14 protein-coding genes are annotated in these 17,292 nt (G+C 59.3%); all 14 read left to right on the top strand.

The genetic code is table 11. The features are described from left to right. Positions 1-112: 112 nt before the first annotated feature. The 14 genes from D6Z24_RS06845 (at position 113) to D6Z24_RS06780 (ending at position 17,292) form a co-directional block, all read left to right on the top strand. Complete coding sequence (locus D6Z24_RS06845; protein WP_129125819.1) at positions 113-898, top strand: amino acid ABC transporter permease; 786 nt, start codon at positions 113-115, stop codon at positions 896-898. Continuing rightward, a complete protein-coding gene (locus D6Z24_RS06840) occupies positions 885-1,631 on the top strand; it encodes an amino acid ABC transporter ATP-binding protein (RefSeq protein WP_162604569.1) in 747 nt (248 codons plus the stop codon). The genes D6Z24_RS06845 and D6Z24_RS06840 overlap by 14 nt, the downstream gene beginning before the upstream one ends. Before the next feature lie 153 nt (positions 1,632-1,784). After that, entirely contained in the window at positions 1,785-3,146 is a 1,362-nt protein-coding gene (locus tag D6Z24_RS06835) for an alginate export family protein (protein WP_129125818.1), read from the top strand. A gap of 143 nt (positions 3,147-3,289) precedes the next feature. Further along, positions 3,290-4,477, top strand: coding sequence for an ABC transporter substrate-binding protein (locus D6Z24_RS06830; protein WP_129125817.1), 1,188 nt, complete (start codon positions 3,290-3,292; stop codon positions 4,475-4,477). A gap of 508 nt (positions 4,478-4,985) precedes the next feature. Then, a complete protein-coding gene (gene htpX, locus D6Z24_RS06825; RefSeq protein ID WP_129125816.1) occupies positions 4,986-5,846 on the top strand; it encodes a zinc metalloprotease HtpX in 861 nt (286 codons plus the stop codon). A 271-nt stretch (positions 5,847-6,117) separates the two neighbouring features. Continuing rightward, complete coding sequence (locus D6Z24_RS06820) at positions 6,118-6,858, top strand: TerC family protein (protein WP_129125815.1); 741 nt, start codon at positions 6,118-6,120, stop codon at positions 6,856-6,858. 96 nt (positions 6,859-6,954) lie between these two features. Further along, on the top strand, positions 6,955-7,317 hold the full coding sequence (locus D6Z24_RS06815) for a hypothetical protein (RefSeq protein ID WP_129125814.1): 363 nt from the start codon (positions 6,955-6,957) through the stop codon (positions 7,315-7,317). Positions 7,318-7,433: 116 nt separating this feature from the next. After that, positions 7,434-8,729, top strand: coding sequence for a TolC family protein (locus D6Z24_RS06810; RefSeq protein WP_129125813.1), 1,296 nt, complete (start codon positions 7,434-7,436; stop codon positions 8,727-8,729). Then, entirely contained in the window at positions 8,726-9,979 is a 1,254-nt protein-coding gene (locus D6Z24_RS06805) for an efflux RND transporter periplasmic adaptor subunit (RefSeq protein ID WP_129125812.1), read from the top strand. Before D6Z24_RS06810 ends, D6Z24_RS06805 begins: the two co-directional genes overlap by 4 nt. A gap of 14 nt (positions 9,980-9,993) precedes the next feature. Continuing rightward, the gene (locus tag D6Z24_RS06800; protein ID WP_129125811.1) at positions 9,994-13,092 is read left to right on the top strand and encodes an efflux RND transporter permease subunit; all 3,099 of its coding nucleotides are present in this window, start codon (positions 9,994-9,996) and stop codon (positions 13,090-13,092) included. Positions 13,093-14,001: 909 nt separating this feature from the next. Further along, positions 14,002-14,877, top strand: a complete 876-nt coding sequence (locus tag D6Z24_RS06795; protein ID WP_129125810.1) for a branched-chain amino acid ABC transporter permease — start codon at positions 14,002-14,004, stop codon at positions 14,875-14,877. A 5-nt stretch (positions 14,878-14,882) separates the two neighbouring features. After that, positions 14,883-15,785, top strand: coding sequence for a branched-chain amino acid ABC transporter permease (locus D6Z24_RS06790; protein WP_129125809.1), 903 nt, complete (start codon positions 14,883-14,885; stop codon positions 15,783-15,785). Between the two features lie 39 nt (positions 15,786-15,824). Next, on the top strand, positions 15,825-16,598 hold the full coding sequence (locus D6Z24_RS06785; RefSeq protein ID WP_129125808.1) for an ABC transporter ATP-binding protein: 774 nt from the start codon (positions 15,825-15,827) through the stop codon (positions 16,596-16,598). Then, positions 16,591-17,292 (top strand): ABC transporter ATP-binding protein, encoded by a 702-nt coding sequence (locus D6Z24_RS06780; RefSeq protein WP_129125807.1) that lies wholly within the window; start codon positions 16,591-16,593, stop codon positions 17,290-17,292. Before D6Z24_RS06785 ends, D6Z24_RS06780 begins: the two co-directional genes overlap by 8 nt.

Genomic DNA, 17,292 nt, shown 5'->3' with positions numbered 1-17,292 from the left:
CCACGGCTGGGCCGCTTCCGCAGGAGCTTTCTTCGATTAATGGTAGGCAGGGTCTTAGCAGCAAATACACAAGCCGACAAGATATGCCGGCGCAGGACGGTCAGAAGAAAGCATGAGTATTGAAGCAAAGAAGCAGATCATTGATGTAGGGGACGGCGCGGCCATCCCCCGTAAGAGCGACCGCGGCCTCTTCACCGCGTGGCGCATCGCGTTCTTTGGCGCCATCGGCACCATCTCTTACCTCGCTTACACAAAACCCGACCCGTACCTCGAGATTCTCAAGTTCGTTCCCGACGGCATCGCAGTTACCTTCAAGGTGACCCTCGGGGCGATCCTTCTGGCCATCGTCATCGGCCTCATCACCGGTTTGGGCCGGATCTCCAAGAACCGCTTCTTCAACGGCATCGCTTCCCTCTATGTCGAGATCATCCGCGGGATCCCGCTTTTGGTGCAGATCTTCTATATCTACTATGCACTAGGCAATATCGTGAAGGTCCCCGCCATCCTTTCCGCCATTATCGCCATGGCCGTTTGCTATGGCGCGTATATGGGCGAGGTGGTCCGTGCGGGGATCGAGTCGATCGCCAAGGGGCAGCGCGAGGCGGCCCTTTCCCTGGGGATGAACGGCCGTCAGGCCATGATCCATGTCATTCTGCCGCAGGCGGTCAAGGTCATCCTGCCGCCGGTGGGCAACGAGTTCATCGCACTCTTGAAGGACTCTTCGCTCGTCTCCATCATCGCAGTTGCCGACCTTTTGCGTCGGGGCCGCGAGTACGCCTCCGAATCCTTCACCTATTTCGAGACCTACACGGTCATCGCGCTGATTTACCTGATCATCACCTTGTTCTTCTCGAAGATCATCGGCGTTATGGAGGAGCGTGTCAGTGTCAACAAATAACCGCAGGAAAATGGTAGAGGCAAAGGAGATCATCAAGGTCTACGGGTCGTTCCGCGCCCTTGACCGGGTCTCCCTGGATGTGTACGACGGCGAAAAGGTGGTCATCATCGGCCCTTCCGGGTCCGGGAAGTCCACGCTGCTTCGTTCCATCAACCGTCTCGAGGAAATCGACCGCGGCACCATCGTCGTCGACGGCATGGATCTCTACGACCCGAAGACGGACATCACCAAGGTGCGTGAAGAGGTGGGGATGGTTTTCCAGTCCTTCAACCTGTTCCCGCACAAGACCGTGCTCGACAACCTGACCCTCGCCCAGATCGTGGTGCGCAAGCGCTCCAGGCATGAGGCGGAGGAGAAGGCGATGGCGCTTCTCGAGCGCGTGGGCCTTGCTTCCAAGGCGAAGTCCTACCCGGGCAAGCTCTCGGGCGGTCAGCAGCAGCGTGTTGCTATCGCGCGTTCGCTCGCCATGGAGCCGAAACTGATGCTCTTCGACGAGCCGACTTCTGCGCTCGACCCGGAGATGATCGGTGAGGTTCTCGACGTCATGAAGGATCTTGCTAAAGAAGGCATGACCATGGCCGTTGTGACGCACGAGATGGGTTTCGCGCGCGAAGTGGCGGACCGCGTCATTTTCATGGACGCCGGTCGCATCGTGGAGGAGGGGACGCCAGAGCACTTCTTCACGCAGCCAACGCACGAGCGCGCCAAGTTGTTCCTGAGCCAGATATTGTAATTTCGCTGGCCCCTGCGTCAGTAGGGGCCAGTTTTTGTATCCGGTGTAATTTACTTCAGCAACAGGAAAGGGGTGATAGGTCTTTTTCTGACTTACCGTAGCACCGTTTCACAAGCTGGAATTGCAATTCACTAAAACAACGAGGAGGCAGTAATGAAGAACAAGAAGCTTGTAGTTGCAGTAGCAGCAGCTCTCACCGCAGCATCCGCAGTCCCGGCTCTCGCTCTGGAGAACCAGTTCACCGGCTCGTTCACCACCTTCTTCGACACCGGCAACTTTGCCAGCACCGGGGTCGTAGAAAAAAACTCTGATACCGCAAACTTTTTCGTTCAGCGCATGCGTCTGGGTTACACCGCGAAAGCCGACGACCATGTCAAACTGGTTACCAAGTTCGAGTTCGACTACAACTACTGGGGCAACAGCTCCTACGTGAACGCGCGCGGCGGCGGCGGCGCCCTTGGTGCCGACACCGTCAACATGGAGACCAAGAACATCTATCTGGACCTGAACTACCCCTCCATCAACGCCAAAATCGGTATGATGCCGAACACCGACTCCCTCAAAGGCATTCTGTTCGATGCCGACATGGCTGGTATCCTTGTTTCGCATGACTACTCCAACGCGAGCGTGTCTGCCGGTTTCTTCCGTTTCAACGATAAAGGCAACGTTCTTGGCGACAACACCGAGGACATGGTCTCCCTCGACGCCAAGTACAGCGTCAGCAAAAACTTCAAGGTCGGTGCCGCTTACTACTTCATCAAGGACAACCGCACCAACTCCACCACCATCGACGCCACTGGCGATGTTGCCGGTGTCGATGCCAACGGCAACCCGATTTTCCTCGACAACGCCAACTTCGTCCCCGCGTCTACTGTGACCACCAAAAACGACACCAAGGTTCATACCCTTGGGATCAATGCTGAAGGTGTGATCGGCCCGGTTTCTCTCAGCGGCTTCGCTGCCAAGCAGTTCGGCGACCTCACTGCTGACATGGACGCAAAAGGTTATGCCTTCAACCTGGGCGCTAAAATGGCTCTCGCCGGCGGTACCGCTCGCACCAACTTCCTCTACGTTTCCGGCGGCAAGGATGCCTTCTACGTAGCCACCAACGGTGGGGACTTTGCTACCGAGGGCGGCCAGTTCTACGACTCCGAGATGATCATGCTCGGCCGTGACAAGTGGGCGACCACCATCGACAACGCCCTGATCTACGACGTGAACAACAACAACGAAGGCGTAATCATGGGCACCCTCGGTTACGACTACGACTTCAGCGAAAAGGTCTCCGCAGCAGCTAACGTCGGTTTCGCCGCTACCGCTAAGGACACCGGCGTTGCAAGGCATGCAGGCGACAGCAACTACCTCGGTACCGAGTTCAACGCCGAGTGCTACTACAAGGTCTCCCCGAACGTCACCCTGGGTGCACGCGGTGGCTATCTCGTCGTGGGTGATTACTTCGCTAAAGGCTCCGACAACCTCTGGGACATGAAAGCCCTCGTTAACTACAGCTTCTAGTTCATAATCCCTCCCCGGTACAACCTGTGCCGGGGAGGGAATATTCAATGTCACTGTCTTGACAAAGGTATAGTGACTACTAGACTCTGTTGACGTACTGTAGCTTGGCACAATGTAATCAACCAAACTAAGGAGGTACTTGCATGAGCTTTAAGAAGATGAGCGCATTGCTTCTCGTCGCAATGCTCGCAGTCGGCGCGTTCGGCTGCAAGAAGAAGGAAGAGGCCGCTGCACCCGAGGCTGCTAAGCCGGCCGGCAACACCGTGAAGATCGGCTTCCTCGGCGCCCTCACCGGCGACGTCGCCATGTTCGGCAAGCCGACTCTCGAAGGCATGAAGATGGCTGCCGACGAGGTCAACGCTGCCGGCGGCGTTCTCGGCAAGAAGATCGAGATCGTCGAGGCTGATAACCGCGGCGACAAGCAGGAAGGCGCTTCTGTTACCCAGAAGTTCATCTCCCGCGACAACGTCACCGCCATCGTCGGCGACCCGACCACCGGCATCACCAAGGTTGCCGCTCCGATCGCACAGAAAGCAGGCGTAGTCCTCCTCTCCGCCGGCGCTACCGGCCCGGGCGTAGTTGAGGTAGGCGACTACATCTTCCGCGACACCCTGCTCGACTCCATCGCGATTCCCGCCTGCATCGAGTACTTCGCGAAAGACCTCGGCTTCAAGAAGGTTGCCATCGTGACCTCCGACAACAACGACTACTCCGTGGGTCTCTCCCAGACCTTCCGCGACGCGGCTGCCAAGGTTCCGTCCATCAAGATCGTAGCTGACGAGAAAGTGAAGGACGGCGACAAGGACTTCTCCGCCCAGATCACCAACATCAAGGCTAAGAAGCCGGACGTCATCCTGTTCTCCGGCTACTACACCGAAGGCGCCCTCATCATGAAGGAAGCGCGCAAGCAGGGCCTCAAGGCTCCGATGTTCGGCGGCGACGGCCTGTTCTCCCCGAAATTCATCGAGCTGGGCGGCCCGGCCGTCGAGGGCTCCATGTCCGCTCTCGGCTTCTCCACCGAGCAGGCATCCCCGGCTACCGCCAAGTTCATCGAGGCGTTCAAAGCCAAGCACAACGGCGAGCTCCCGGGCCTCTTCGACGCCCAGGGCTACGACGCTGTGATGCTCCTCGTCGACTCCATGAAGCGTGCTAACAGCGTTGACGCGAAAACCTTCAAGACCGCTCTGGCACAGACCAAGAAGTTCGAAGGTGTTTCCGGCACCATCAGCATGCAGGCAAACCGCGAGCCGATCAAGAGCCCGCTGTCCCTCCTGTACGTAAAAGACGGCAAGTTCGTCCTCAAGGCGAAAGTACCCGTCAAGATGGACTAACGTCTGACCTTGCAGCACAAAGCGGCCCCGTTTCGGCGGGGCCGCTTTTTTTTTCACTCAAAAACAAAATCTTCAACGCAAAGACGAGGAGGCGCAAAGACAAACCTTGAAACCATTTAACAGGGATGAAGGGGATGAACGGGATAAAGGCTTAAACCTTTAAATACGTGCGGGTTTTAAACCCAAATGGTTTTTGGTTTTATCCCCTTTATCCCCTTCATCCCTGTTTGTTTGGGTTTTAGGTTTTCCCCTGTCTTTGTTGTTACCGATTGCTCTTGACAACTGTCATAGGAAAAATTATATTTCGTACCATTAAAGGGGAGTAGTTATCGGCCGGAGACATGGCCGACCCGAGTTTCGTCAATACGGTCGCAAGACCCGGAACCGGGGCAGACATCCTGTCAACAAGACCTTTATCCTGGTAGCTATGCCGAGGGTAAAGGTCTTTTTATTTACCCTCAGCCGAAACAAGTCCTTCGGGACATCTTCAATCGTAGAGGTAAATACTATGCAAAGACTCAAAACTACATTTCTGCTGGCTCTTCTCACCGTTCTCATGGTGACCATGGGTAGCGCCATGGGGGGGCGGTCCGGCATGGTCACCGCCTTCGTCATCGCCCTTGGCATGAACTTCTTCTCCTACTGGTTCTCGGACAAGATCGTGCTCAAGATGTACGGCGCGCAGGAGATCGGCGAGCACGACCACCCCACCTTCTACAACCTCGTGCGTAACCTCGCCATGCGCGCAGGGCTACCCATGCCGAAGGTGTACATCATACCTTCCGACAGCCCCAACGCCTTCGCGACCGGCCGTAACCCGCAAAACGCCGCCGTTGCCGCAACGGAAGGGATCCTGCGCATCCTCTCGCCGGAGGAGCTGGAAGGGGTAATGGCGCACGAATTGGCCCACGTGCAAAACCGGGACATCCTGGTCGGCACCATCGCCGCCACCTTCGCCGGCGCTATTTCCATGATCGGCAACATGCTGCAGTGGGGTGCCATGTTCGGCGCCGGCCGCAGCGACGACGAGGACGGCGGCGGCATCGCCGGTCTGGTCGGGTCGCTCGCCATGGCGATCATCGCTCCGATCGCCGCGATGCTTATCCAGATGGCCGTTTCCAGGTCGCGCGAGTACCTCGCCGACGCCACCGGTGCCGAGATCTGTGGTCGTCCGCTGGCGCTCGCCTCGGCCCTGAGGAAACTGCACATGGCTTCGCACCAGTTGCCGATGCAGGAGGCGAGTCCCGCGACGGCTCACATGTTCATCGTGAACCCCTTGACTGGTGGCGGTCTGATGGAACTCTTCTCGACGCACCCTCCCATGGAGGAGCGCATCGCGCGGCTCGAACAGATGGCGGTCAGGCGCTAACACGGCGGCCTATTCTCCCTTTCCACCAGGGAGAGGGGATAAAAGGGGACGTTCCTTTGTCCGAACAATTCCTTCGTGATTAGTTATGATCTTCCGCTGCACAACGTCCACATTCCCTCTCCCTCCGGGAGAGGGTAGGGTGAGGGCATCGGCAGTTGCAACTACTCACTTCGTCGCAACGCCCTCACCCGCCCTACGGGCACCCTCTCCCTCCGGGAGAGGGGGACTAGCGGAAGGTCATCGCTAATCAGGATTTTTTTCAGGAGACACAATGGATTGGATCACCGACCCGCAGGTCTGGATGGCTCTCATCACGCTGACCGCGCTGGAGATCGTGCTCGGCATCGACAACATCATCTTCATCTCCATCCAGGCAAGCAAGCTCCCCGCGGCCCTGCAGGAGAAGGCGAGGCTCACCGGCCTCGGCCTCGCCATGTTCATCCGCGTGGCGCTTCTCTTCTCGCTTACCTGGCTCATGGGGCTCACCACGCCGCTTTTCAGCCTCTTCGGCAACGAGATCTCCGGTCGCGACCTGATCCTCATCAGCGGCGGTCTCTTTCTTATCTGGAAGAGCACGATGGAAATCCACGAGAAGCTGGAAGGCGAAGAGGTGGTGCACGCCTCCAAGGTCGGCGCCACCTTCGGTGCCGTCATCGTGCAGATCCTCTTGCTGGACATCGTTTTCTCGCTCGACTCCATCATCACCGCGATCGGCATGGCGAGCCAGCTCTTCATCATGGTCGCCGCGGTGGTAATCGCAGTCGGATTCATGATGCTTTTTTCCGGTAAGATCAGCGCCTTCGTCGAAAGACATCCGACCATCAAGATGCTCGCCCTCAGCTTCCTGCTGCTGATCGGCGTTTCGCTCATCGGCGAAGGCTTCGGGATGCACATCCCCAAGGGTTACATCTATTTCGCCATGGCGTTCTCTGTCATGGTCGAGATGCTCAACCTGAGAATGCGGCGCGGCAAGCCGGTCAAACTGCACGAACCGCATCTCGATAACGAATAAAGTAGAGGAACCTGCGACATGAACAGGGGAGGGGACAGCCCCCTCCCTTCTTTTCCCTTGACACGGCTCCGGCGCCTTAGCTATTTTCACCCCTGCATGAGAACCTTCATCCCCATCAGATTCCTTTCCGTACTACTTCTCGCCGTGACCTTCAGCACCCTGCTGGGCGGCGTACTCGACAGCGCACATGCCATGCAGCGGTGCGTCGCCGAAGCGGGCTGCGAGCAATCCCTGTCACCGCAAAACAGCGACTGCGACACTCCCGTTTGCCCCTCCGAAGACTCCGACCATGACGGCTGCGACCTCTGCTGCGATTGCGCCTGTCATCTCTCCGTGAACGTCGAACATTTCTCCTTCGCTTACCTCCCGCTACTTTCCGAGATCCGGACTACTGATCGTTTCGTCCATCTTCCCGAAGTCTTTCTCTCCAAGTTCGTCCCCCCTCAGTTGCGCGCCTAAATTCCCCTTTGCGGCTGTAATGCGTCCCGCGCCGAGGCTCGTCCTTGCCGGCACCGTCATGCCGTGCTTCGTCACAGCCATACCTTTTACATAATCTGATCCAGGAGGTTTTTCCTTTGGGAACCACAGCATTCAGGGGAGCGCGGCTTCTTCTGCCCGTAGCCCTATGCCTTTTGGCAGCTGCACCTGTGTTGGCCGATACGCAGTCCCTTACGTTGCGCCAGGCCGTTGAAATCGCCACCAAAAACAACCCGGAGATCGTTTCCTTCCGCAAGGAGTCAGGCATTCTCGATGCCTCAATTATGCGCGCCGGACTTCTTCACAACCCGACCCTTGAGATCGAGGGAGAGACGGGAGCACTGACCGGCAGCCGCGCCGACAGCACCCTCTCTCTCGGCGTCTCGCAGGAGTTCCTGCTTGGCGACAAGCGGAACAAGCGCCGCATGGTCGTCGAGCGTGACGCGGCAGCATACCGCTGGCAGGTGCTCGAGCGCGAACGCGATCTGAAAGAGCAGGTTCAGGGGGCGTATTACGACGCGCTGCTTGCAGGAGAGCGGCAAGTCCTGACCAATAAATCCATCGAACTGAACAAGCAACTGCTCCAGGTCGCCGAGGACCGTCTCGCCGCGGGGGACATACCCGAACTGGAGATGTACCTCGTCAAGGTGGAACTCGCCCGCAGCGAAGGCGCGCGCATCGATACCGAGCGCACCTTCATCGAAGCCGGCGCGAGGCTCTTCTCCCTGCTCGCTCTCCCTGCGGGGGAATCCCCGTCCCTTAGCGGCAGCCTTGACGACGATCGTCTGCAGATCGGAACCCTCGCCGAGCTGAAGCGTCTGGCCCTCGACCATCGTCCCGACCTCAAGGCGGCTCGCGCAGCCGCAGTTAAAAGTGATGCAGAAGTGACGCTCGCCGAAGCCGAGGCGATTCCCAACCTGACTGCGGGGATTGCGCTGGCCCGCGAGGCAAGCTCCATGGAAATCAGCGGGGTTGAGGGGAGAGAGACCGCCTACACCGTGGGCCTCAAGTTTTCCATGCCGATTCCGTTGTTCGACCGCAATCGCGCCGGGGTGCAGGAGGCGAGAGCCAGGCAAAGCGGCGCTGAAACCCGCGCCAAGGCCGCCGTCGCCAGTGTCGAGCGCGAAGTGGAGAGCGCTTGGGCTAGCCTCGTCAACGCGGAAAAGGTGGTTTCGCTCTACAAGTCCAGCGTCCTGCGTCAGCTCGAGGAGAACCTGAAGCTTACCCAGGAGGCGTACCGGTTGGGCGAGGTCGGCATCCTTGCGGTGATCGAGGAGCAGAAGAAGTTTTTCGAAGTGAGTGAAAGCTACCTTACCGCCCTGCATGCACGGCAGATGGCCATTACGAAACTTGAATCGGCGGTTGCCGCTGACATGAACGGAGGTGCGCAGTGAACAAGAAGGGAATCATCATCGGACTCATCCTCGCCATCGCCTTGGGCGGCGGCGTAGCTTATCGTCTCGCCAACTCTCCGGCGGCAGGGGAGCGCGCCGAACACGCCGAGCACGCCGAGGCGGGGCACGGGGACGAAAATAAAGAGGGACAAGCGGAAGGCAAGGAGGATAAGGAGCATGGAGGCCATGACGGGCACGCAGAGAAGCTCGTCAAGATGACCGCCGAGATACAAAAGAAGAACGGCGTGGTCGTCGCTGCCGCGAAGAAACTGCAGATGCCCGGCGTGATCAGCGCGACCGGCAAGGTTGAGGCCAACGCGGACCGTATCGCCCACGTCTCGCCGCGCATTTCCGGCAAGATCGTCGCCGTGCGCGCGTCCTTGGGGGACAGCGTCGGCGCGGGGCAGGTGCTCGCCACACTCGACAGCGTCGAGCTGGGCGAGGCGTTGAGCCGTTATCACCAGTCCAAAACCAGATTGTCACTCGCACAGTCGAACATGGAGCGCGTGAAGGCGCTCGTGGACAAGAAGATCGCGGCACGCAAGGAGATCCTGCAGGCCGAGACAGACTTCAAGACGGCACAAACGGAACTGCACACCGACCAGGAGCGGCTCGCGCTGTACGGCGTGTCCGCCGGTGATCTGAAGGCCGGAAGGAAGCCGTTGCTTCCGGTCCGCTCCCCCATAGGGGGCGTCATCACGGAAAAGCATGCCATCGTGGGCGAGTTGTCCGATCCCGCCAAGAGCCTTTACACCATCGCAGACCTCTCCTCGGTCTGGGTGCTGGTCGACATCCACGAAAAGGACCTGGTCAAGGTCCGGCGCGGCCAGGCGGCGACCGTCATGGTGAACGCGTTCCCTGCGGCGAAGTTCCGCGGCCGGATCACCTACCTGGCCGATGTGGTCGACGAGGCGACCCGCACGATAAAGGCGCGGGTTGAAGTGGCGAACCCGGGACGAAAGCTGAAGCCGGAGATGTTCGCCACGGTGGAGCTCGCAACTGCCGCGGATGCACCCGCCGTACTTGCGGTCCCCGAGGAGGCGGTCCAGGAACTGGAAGGGAAGAAGCTCATCTTCGTGGCCGAAGGGGAGGGGGCGTTCGAGCCCCGCGCGGTTGGGCTCGGTCGCGCCTCCGGCGGCATGGTCGAGGTCGTCTCCGGCCTGAAGGAAGGGGAGCAGCTCGCCGTGAAAGGCGGCTTCGTCCTGAAATCGGAACTGCAGAAGGGCGAAATCGAGGGGCACGATCACTAAGGAGACCATCACCCATGCTTGAAAAAACAGTCGCATTCATGCTGAAGCAAAAGGGTATGGTCATCTTCCTCGCGTTGGTGATCGTCGTCTTCGGCTTTTATTCCTATCTGAAACTACCCATAGATGCGTTCCCGGATGTCACCAACATCCAGGTGGAAGTGGTGAGCCACGCCGACGGGCTTTCGGCGGAGGAGATCGAAAGAAACGTAACCTATCCCATCGAAACGGCGATGCGCGGGCTTCCCGACATCGAACAGCTCCGCTCGGTAACGAAGTTCGGACTTTCCATCGTCACCGTCGTCTTCAAGGACAACGTCGACATCTATTTCGCCAGGCAGCTCGTCTTCGAGCGGCTGGCCGAGGCACGCGAACAGGTTCCCAAGGGAGTCGAGGTTTCCATGGGGCCGATCGGCACCGCGATGGGGGAGATCTACCAGTACACCCTCGAGGGTAAGATGCCCAAGGCCCCCGAGGGGCAACGCGCTTACCTCACCAACCTGCGCACCATCCAGGAATGGGTCATCGCCCCGCAACTGAAAGGGGTTGCCGGCGTCAACGAGATCAACTCGTTCGGCGGGTACTTCAAGCAGTACCAAGTGGAGGTTTCTCCCGAGAAGCTTTTGAAGTTCGGCGTGACGGTGGACGACGTCTACGGCGCCATCGGGAACAACAACAGCAACGTGGGGGGCAACGTCCTCGAGCGCGGCACCGACCAATACATCGTGCGCGGCGTCGGCCTCATCCAGACCACTGCGGACATCGAGAACATCGTCCTCAAGTCGCAGGGGGGGACGCCGGTCTACCTGCGCGACGTGGCCCAGGTGAAAATCGGCGAGGCGGTCCGCATGGGAGCCGCGATAAAGGACGCACAGGGCGAGGCGGTCGGGGGCATCGTGATGATGCTCAGGGGCGAGAACAGCCGCGACGTCGTGGCGCGCGTCGCGGCCAAGGTGAAGGAGATCAACGAGAGCAACATGCTTCCCGACGGCATCAAGATGGTGCCGTACTACGACAGAAGCGACATCGTGAAGGCGAGTGTGGGAACCGTGAACAAGGCGCTCGTCGAGGGGGCGCTCCTCGTCCTCGTCGTGTTGTACCTCCTCTTGAACAGCATCCGCGGCAGCATCGTCGTATTGCTCGCGTTGCCGCTGTCGCTTCTGGTCACCTTCATCGTGATGAAGCTAACCGGCATCACGGCGAACCTCATGTCGCTGGGCGGCCTTGCCATCTCCATCGGCATGATCATCGATACCACCATCATCCAGGTAGAGAACGTGCAGCGTCACCTGAGCGAGGAGGGGGAGCGGCAGCCGAAACTCGCTACCGTGCTGAAGGCGGTGATGGAGGTGCGCAAACCGAGCATCTTCGGCGAGCTGATCATCGCGCTCACCTTCATCCCGATCCTCACCCTGGAGGGGATCGAAGGGAAGATGTTCGGCCCCCTGGCCATCACCGTCGCCATCGCGCTCTTGTCCTCGCTGCTTCTGTCGATCTTCATCATCCCGGTGCTTTGCAGCCTGTTTCTCAAGCCGCAGCTCGAGAAGGAAAGCCGCATCATGCTGTACGCCAAGGAGCAGTATCTCCCGCTTCTGGAGTACGCGCTCAACCGCAGGAAAGTGGTGCTCGGCGTCGCGGGTGGACTCCTCGTCTTCTCCCTCTTCCTCGTGACGCGGCTAGGCACCGAGTTCATGCCCATCATGGATGAAGGGTCCTTCGATATGGACATCGCCATGCTCCCGGGCGTCTCGCTTGCGAAGGCGCTCGAGGTGAACCAGCAGGCGACGCAGAAGCTCAAGAAGTTCGAGGAACTCGATGTGGTGGTCGGCCGCATCGGGCAGACCGGCGTGGCGCTCGATACCCGCGGCCCCGACAAGACCGGATACGTAGGCGTCTTCAAGCCGAAAGAGCGGTGGAAACGCGACATCTCTAAGGAGGAGCTGACCAACGAGATGCGCGAAGAGCTGGAAAAGATCCCCGGGATCAGCTTCGGGTTCAGCCAGCCGATCCAGTGCCGCATCGACGAGCTTGTGGCGGGAACGCGCGCGCAGCTCATCGTGAAGCTTTTCGGCGATGATCTGAACGTCTTGCGCGACAAATCCGCCGAGATCGCCAGGGTGCTCGCCAAGGTGCGCGGCGGCACCGACCTCAACACCGAAAAAGTCTCGGGACAGCCGTACCTGACCGCGACCATCGACCGGGCGAAAATCGCACGCTACGGTCTCAACATAAGCGACGTGCAGAAGGTGATCGAGATCGCCGTGGCAGGGAAAGCCGCTTCCACCTTCTACGAGGCGAACCGCAGCTTCGACATCACGGTACGTCTCCCCGAGGAGAAGCGCAACTCGCTCGAGGCGATCCGGAACCTCCTCGTCACCACCAAGTCCGGGTTGAACGTGCCGCTCGAGCAACTGGCGGAAGTGAAGATGATGGAAGGACCGGTGCAGATCAGCCGCCAGGACGGTGTACGGCGGATCGGCATCGAGATGAATGTAAGCGGCAGGGATATCGGGAGTTTCGTTGCGGAGGCGAAAGAGAAGATTCGCTCGCAGGTTAAGCTGCCGCCGGGCTATTACCTCACCTGGGGCGGCCAGTTCGAGAACCAGCAACGGGCGATGAACCGGCTCATGATCATAGGTCCCGTCGCGGTGGCGCTCATACTGCTTCTGCTCTACGTGACCTTCCGGTCCATTCGGCTCGCGTTCCTGGTGATCGCGAACCTTCCCTTCGCCCTGATCGGCGGCATCTTCTCGCTGTTCCTCTCGGGGCAGTACTTGTCCGTTCCCGCGTCGGTCGGTTTCATCGTGCTCTTCGGCGTGGCGGTGCTGAACGGCCTGGTGCTGGTCTCCCGGATCGTGCAGTTGCGGGAGGAGGGGCTTTCGGTGGACGAGGCGGTGCGAAAGGGCGCCCTCGATCGTCTGCGGCCGGTGCTTATGACGGCATCGATCGCGATCTTCAGCCTGGTGCCGATGCTCCTGGCCGGTGGGACCGGCTCTGAGATTCAGAAGCCGCTGGCAACCGTCGTCGTGGGCGGCCTCATCACATCCACGCTGCTGACCCTCATGATCATCCCTGCCGTGTACGGGTGGTTTGAAAAGAAGACGGAAGCGGAATAGTAAAACAAACAGAATCTAACATTTTCAATGCAATTAGCGCCGTGACAACCTCCTCGTGTCACGGCGTTTTTTTTATCGGGTTAGCTATCAAAGGCAAATCCCCCCTGTCCCCCCTTCGTCAAGGCTATGGGGGGCGAGCTCCCCCTTCGCAAAGGGGGGACGGGGAGATTCACATCGTTCCTACGCTCCAGCGTGGGAACGCAAAGCCTCGGACGCTCCGGCGTCTGCTTAGGGACGCTGGAGCGTCCCTAACGTGCGTTCCCACGGAGGACCGTAGGAACGATCTCAAATGTGTCACCCATGTCCCCGGTCTATACACCCTTCGCAAAGGGGGGGACGTTAGGGCGTGCTCTCTGCTAGACAAGTAACACCATTGGCTACCCGGAATTCCCTTATGAACCTTCGCAAAAGGGGGGACGCTGAGGCTTGTGCAGCGCTTCGTGTGGTACCTGGATTTGGTTAAACAAGGGATGGCTATGACTGTAACCGTCCTTTGGGTGCAGTTGACAAAGAGTGGGTGTAAAACGGGCGCAAAGCGCGATGTCAAGATACAGATGCAAACAATTTTCGATTCAATCAAAAGTTTGCCTTTACTAAACAGGGGGAGCTGTTGTAAAGTGTCGCGCTGTCGAGCCGCGCTGCTCATTAAAGCTAGCGGCGGCGCTCGCAGCGGCATGTTGCCTGACCAGTGGAAGTGCGGGGCGTCGTGTTTTATTTTAAGCAAACGCTCATCAACCGTCCTGGATCTAAGAACAGCAATGCCTTGCACAATTCAAGCACTTTGTGGTATACGTTCATGGCATTCCGCTGTTCTATTTTTGTGAATCGCCGGTGATGAACGCGGATTATCCCGCTTTGGTCATACCGCAAGAAAAGCTCTCCAACAATCCCAGTCGGAAGGAAGTCGACATGTTCCTACAACAGTTAGTAAACGGCGTGGCCTTAGGTAGCGTATATGCGCTCATCGCTTTGGGCTACACCATGGTCTACGGTATCATCACCCTGATCAACTTCGCCCACGGCGAGATCTTCATGGCGGGCGCCTTCGTGGGCCTGCTCCTCGTCGCCACTTTCAAGGTGAACGTATTCGTCGCCATCATCGGCGCCATGGTCTTCTGCATGCTCATGGGGGTGGTCATCGAACTGATCGCCTACCGCCCGCTCAGGAAGTCCTCCCGCTTGTCGGCGCTGATCTCGGCGATCGGTGTCTCCATCTTCTTAAGCTCGCTCGCCTTGATGGTATTCGGCGCCGACGCGAAAGGATTCCCCGACGGCGCATTCCCCGTCAAGCAGATCAAGGTCGGCTCCGCTGACATCTCGACGCTGCAGCTCCTCATCATCGGGGTTTCCGCTGCGCTCATGATGGGGCTCGAGTTCATCGTCCAGAAGACCAAGATCGGCAAGGCGATGCGCGCCACCTCCGAGGACTACAACACCTCCGCGCTCATGGGGATCAACGTAAACCGCGTCATCTCCTTCACCTTCGCTCTCGGTTCCGCGCTGGCTGCGGCGGGCGGGGTGCTGGTAGGGGTTCTGTTCAACGCGGTTTCCTTCAACATGGGTCTCATGGCCGGCCTCAAGGCCTTCGCCGCCGCGGTCCTGGGCGGGATCGGCTCCATTCCCGGCGCGATGTTGGGCGGCCTGCTGCTAGGCGTCTCCGAGGTCTTCGGCGTAGCCATCGGCTACTCCTCCTACCGTGACGCGATCGCCTTCACCATCCTGGTGTTGGTCCTCCTTGTCAAGCCGACCGGCCTGCTCGGACAAAAAATTACAAAGAAGGTATAGATTCGATGGCAGACTTCCTGAACAGCCTGGTCGGCTCAATCGACCCGTACATGTTGCAGATCCTCGTCAACGTCGGCATCGCTATCGTGCTGGCGCTGGGGCTCAACGTCATCACCGGCCTTACCGGGCAGCTGTCCCTGGGGCACGCCGCCTTCATGAGCATCGGTGCTTTCACGAGCGCCATGGTCACCATCAAGACCGGCCTTCCTTTCTTCGCCAACCTTGCCGTCACCGGTGTGGTCACCGCGATCGTCGCCGCCATGATCGGTTTCCCGATCCTGAGGTTGACCGGCGACTACCTCGCCATCTGCACCCTTGGTTTTGCCGAGATCGTGAAGGTTTTCTTCCTGAACTTCGAACCGACCAACAAGGCGCTCGGTCTTACCGTTCCTCCTGCCAAGACCGTCATCCCGATGCCGATCTACGTCTGGGTCGTAGCGATCCTCGCCATCGTCCTGGTGACCTTCGTGCAGAACTCCCGCTTCGGACGCGCGCTGAAGGCGATCCGTGAGGACGAGATCGCCGCCGACGCCATGGGCATCAACACGGCACGTTACAAGATCCAGGCCTTCGCGCTCGGCTCCTTCATGGCCGGTATCGGCGGCGGCCTTTATGCCCACTTCCTGAGCTACATCAACCCCTCGGATTTCGGCTTCCTCAAATCCGTCGATATCCTGTCCATGGTCGTTCTTGGCGGCCTGGGGTCGGTCCCCGGCTCGGTGATCGGTGCCTCGGTTCTGGCCTCGGCGCCTGAGTTCCTCCGCTTCATGTCGCAGTACCGCATGCTGGTCTACGGCGCGCTTCTCGTGTTCCTCATGGTCTTCCGTCCCAACGGGCTTCTGGGCGGCGTGAACGTGACCGAACTTTTACTGCGCGCCATCGGGAAGAAGCCGGCCGGCAAGGCCTAGCAGAAACAAGACAAATAACTCACGAAACGAGAGTAAAGCATGTCCATTCTTAAACTCGATAACGTCACCATCCGCTTCGGCGGCCTGGTCGCCGTAGACAAGGTAAACCTCGAGGTCGAGAAGGGGAGCATCATGGCCCTGATCGGACCGAACGGTGCCGGCAAGAGCACCATGTTCAACCTGATCACCGGCATCTACACCCCGACCGAAGGGCAGATCTCCTTCATGGGCGAGAGCATCTCGGGAAAGCCCGCTTTCAAGATCGCCGGTTCCGGCATCGGCAGGACCTTCCAGAACATCAGGCTCTTCACCCAGCTTACCGTTCTGGAGAACGTCCTGATCGGCGCCCACACCCAGGGGACCTTCGACCTGACCGGCGCCACCCTGAAGTTTCTGCCCTGGGTACGCCGCCAGGAGGCCGAGCTGAAGGAACTGGCCATGGCCTGCCTGAAGCAGGTGGACCTGACCCACAAGGCGTATGAGCTGGCCGGCAACCTGCCGTACGGCGAACAGCGCCGTCTCGAGATCGCTCGCGCACTCGCCATCAAGCCGCAGATCATCCTCCTGGACGAGCCGGCCGCCGGCATGAACCCGCAGGAGAAACTGGTACTTGCCGAGATGGTCAAAGCCATCAGCAAGACCGGCGTCACCGTCTTCCTGGTCGAGCACGACATGAAGTTCGTCATGGGGATCTCGGACCGCATCGCCGTCCTCGATTACGGGGTGAAGATCGCCGAGGGGACTCCGGAGGAAATCCGGAAGAACCCGAAGGTCATCGAGGCGTATCTCGGCAAAGGAGCAGCGGATGCTTAAGGTAGAGAACATCAGCGTTAATTACGGCGCCATCAAGGCGCTGCAAAACGTTTCCTTCCAGATCAACCAGGGCGAGATCGTCGCGCTGATCGGTGCCAACGGCGCGGGCAAGACGACCATCCTGAACACCATCTCCAACATCGTCCCGTCGGTGGCAGGCAAGATCACCTACCTCGACAAGGAGATCACGAAGCTCCAGCCGCACGAAATCGTGAAGCTCGGCATTTCGCAGGTACCGGAAGGGCGCCGCGTCTTCGCCAAGATGAGCGTGCTCGAGAACCTGGAGATGGGCGCCTACACGAGAAGCGACAACGAGGTCGCCTCGGACATGGAGAAGATCTTCCAGCGTTTCCCGCGTCTGAACGAGCGTAAGAAACAGCCGGCGAAGACCCTTTCCGGTGGCGAGCAGCAGATGCTGGCCATGGGGCGCGCGCTCATGTCCCGCCCGAAACTGCTCCTTCTCGACGAGCCCTCCATGGGTCTCGCCCCGATGCTGGTCGAGCAGATCTTCCAGATCATCCAGGAGATCAACGCGAGCGGCACCACCATCCTTCTGGTCGAGCAGAACGCCAACATGGCGCTCTCCATCGCCCACCGCGCCTACGTCCTCGAGACCGGCGAGGTGGTGCTGCAGGGCGACGCCAAGGAACTGGCGTCCAACCCCGAAGTGAGAAAGGCTTACCTGGGAGAGTAG

This window comes from Geomonas oryzae, from assembly GCF_004117875.1.
Lineage (GTDB): Bacteria > Desulfobacterota > Desulfuromonadia > Geobacterales > Geobacteraceae > Geomonas > Geomonas oryzae.
Note: the sequence above shows the minus strand (reverse complement) of the source record. Positions and strands in the feature narration are given on the sequence as shown.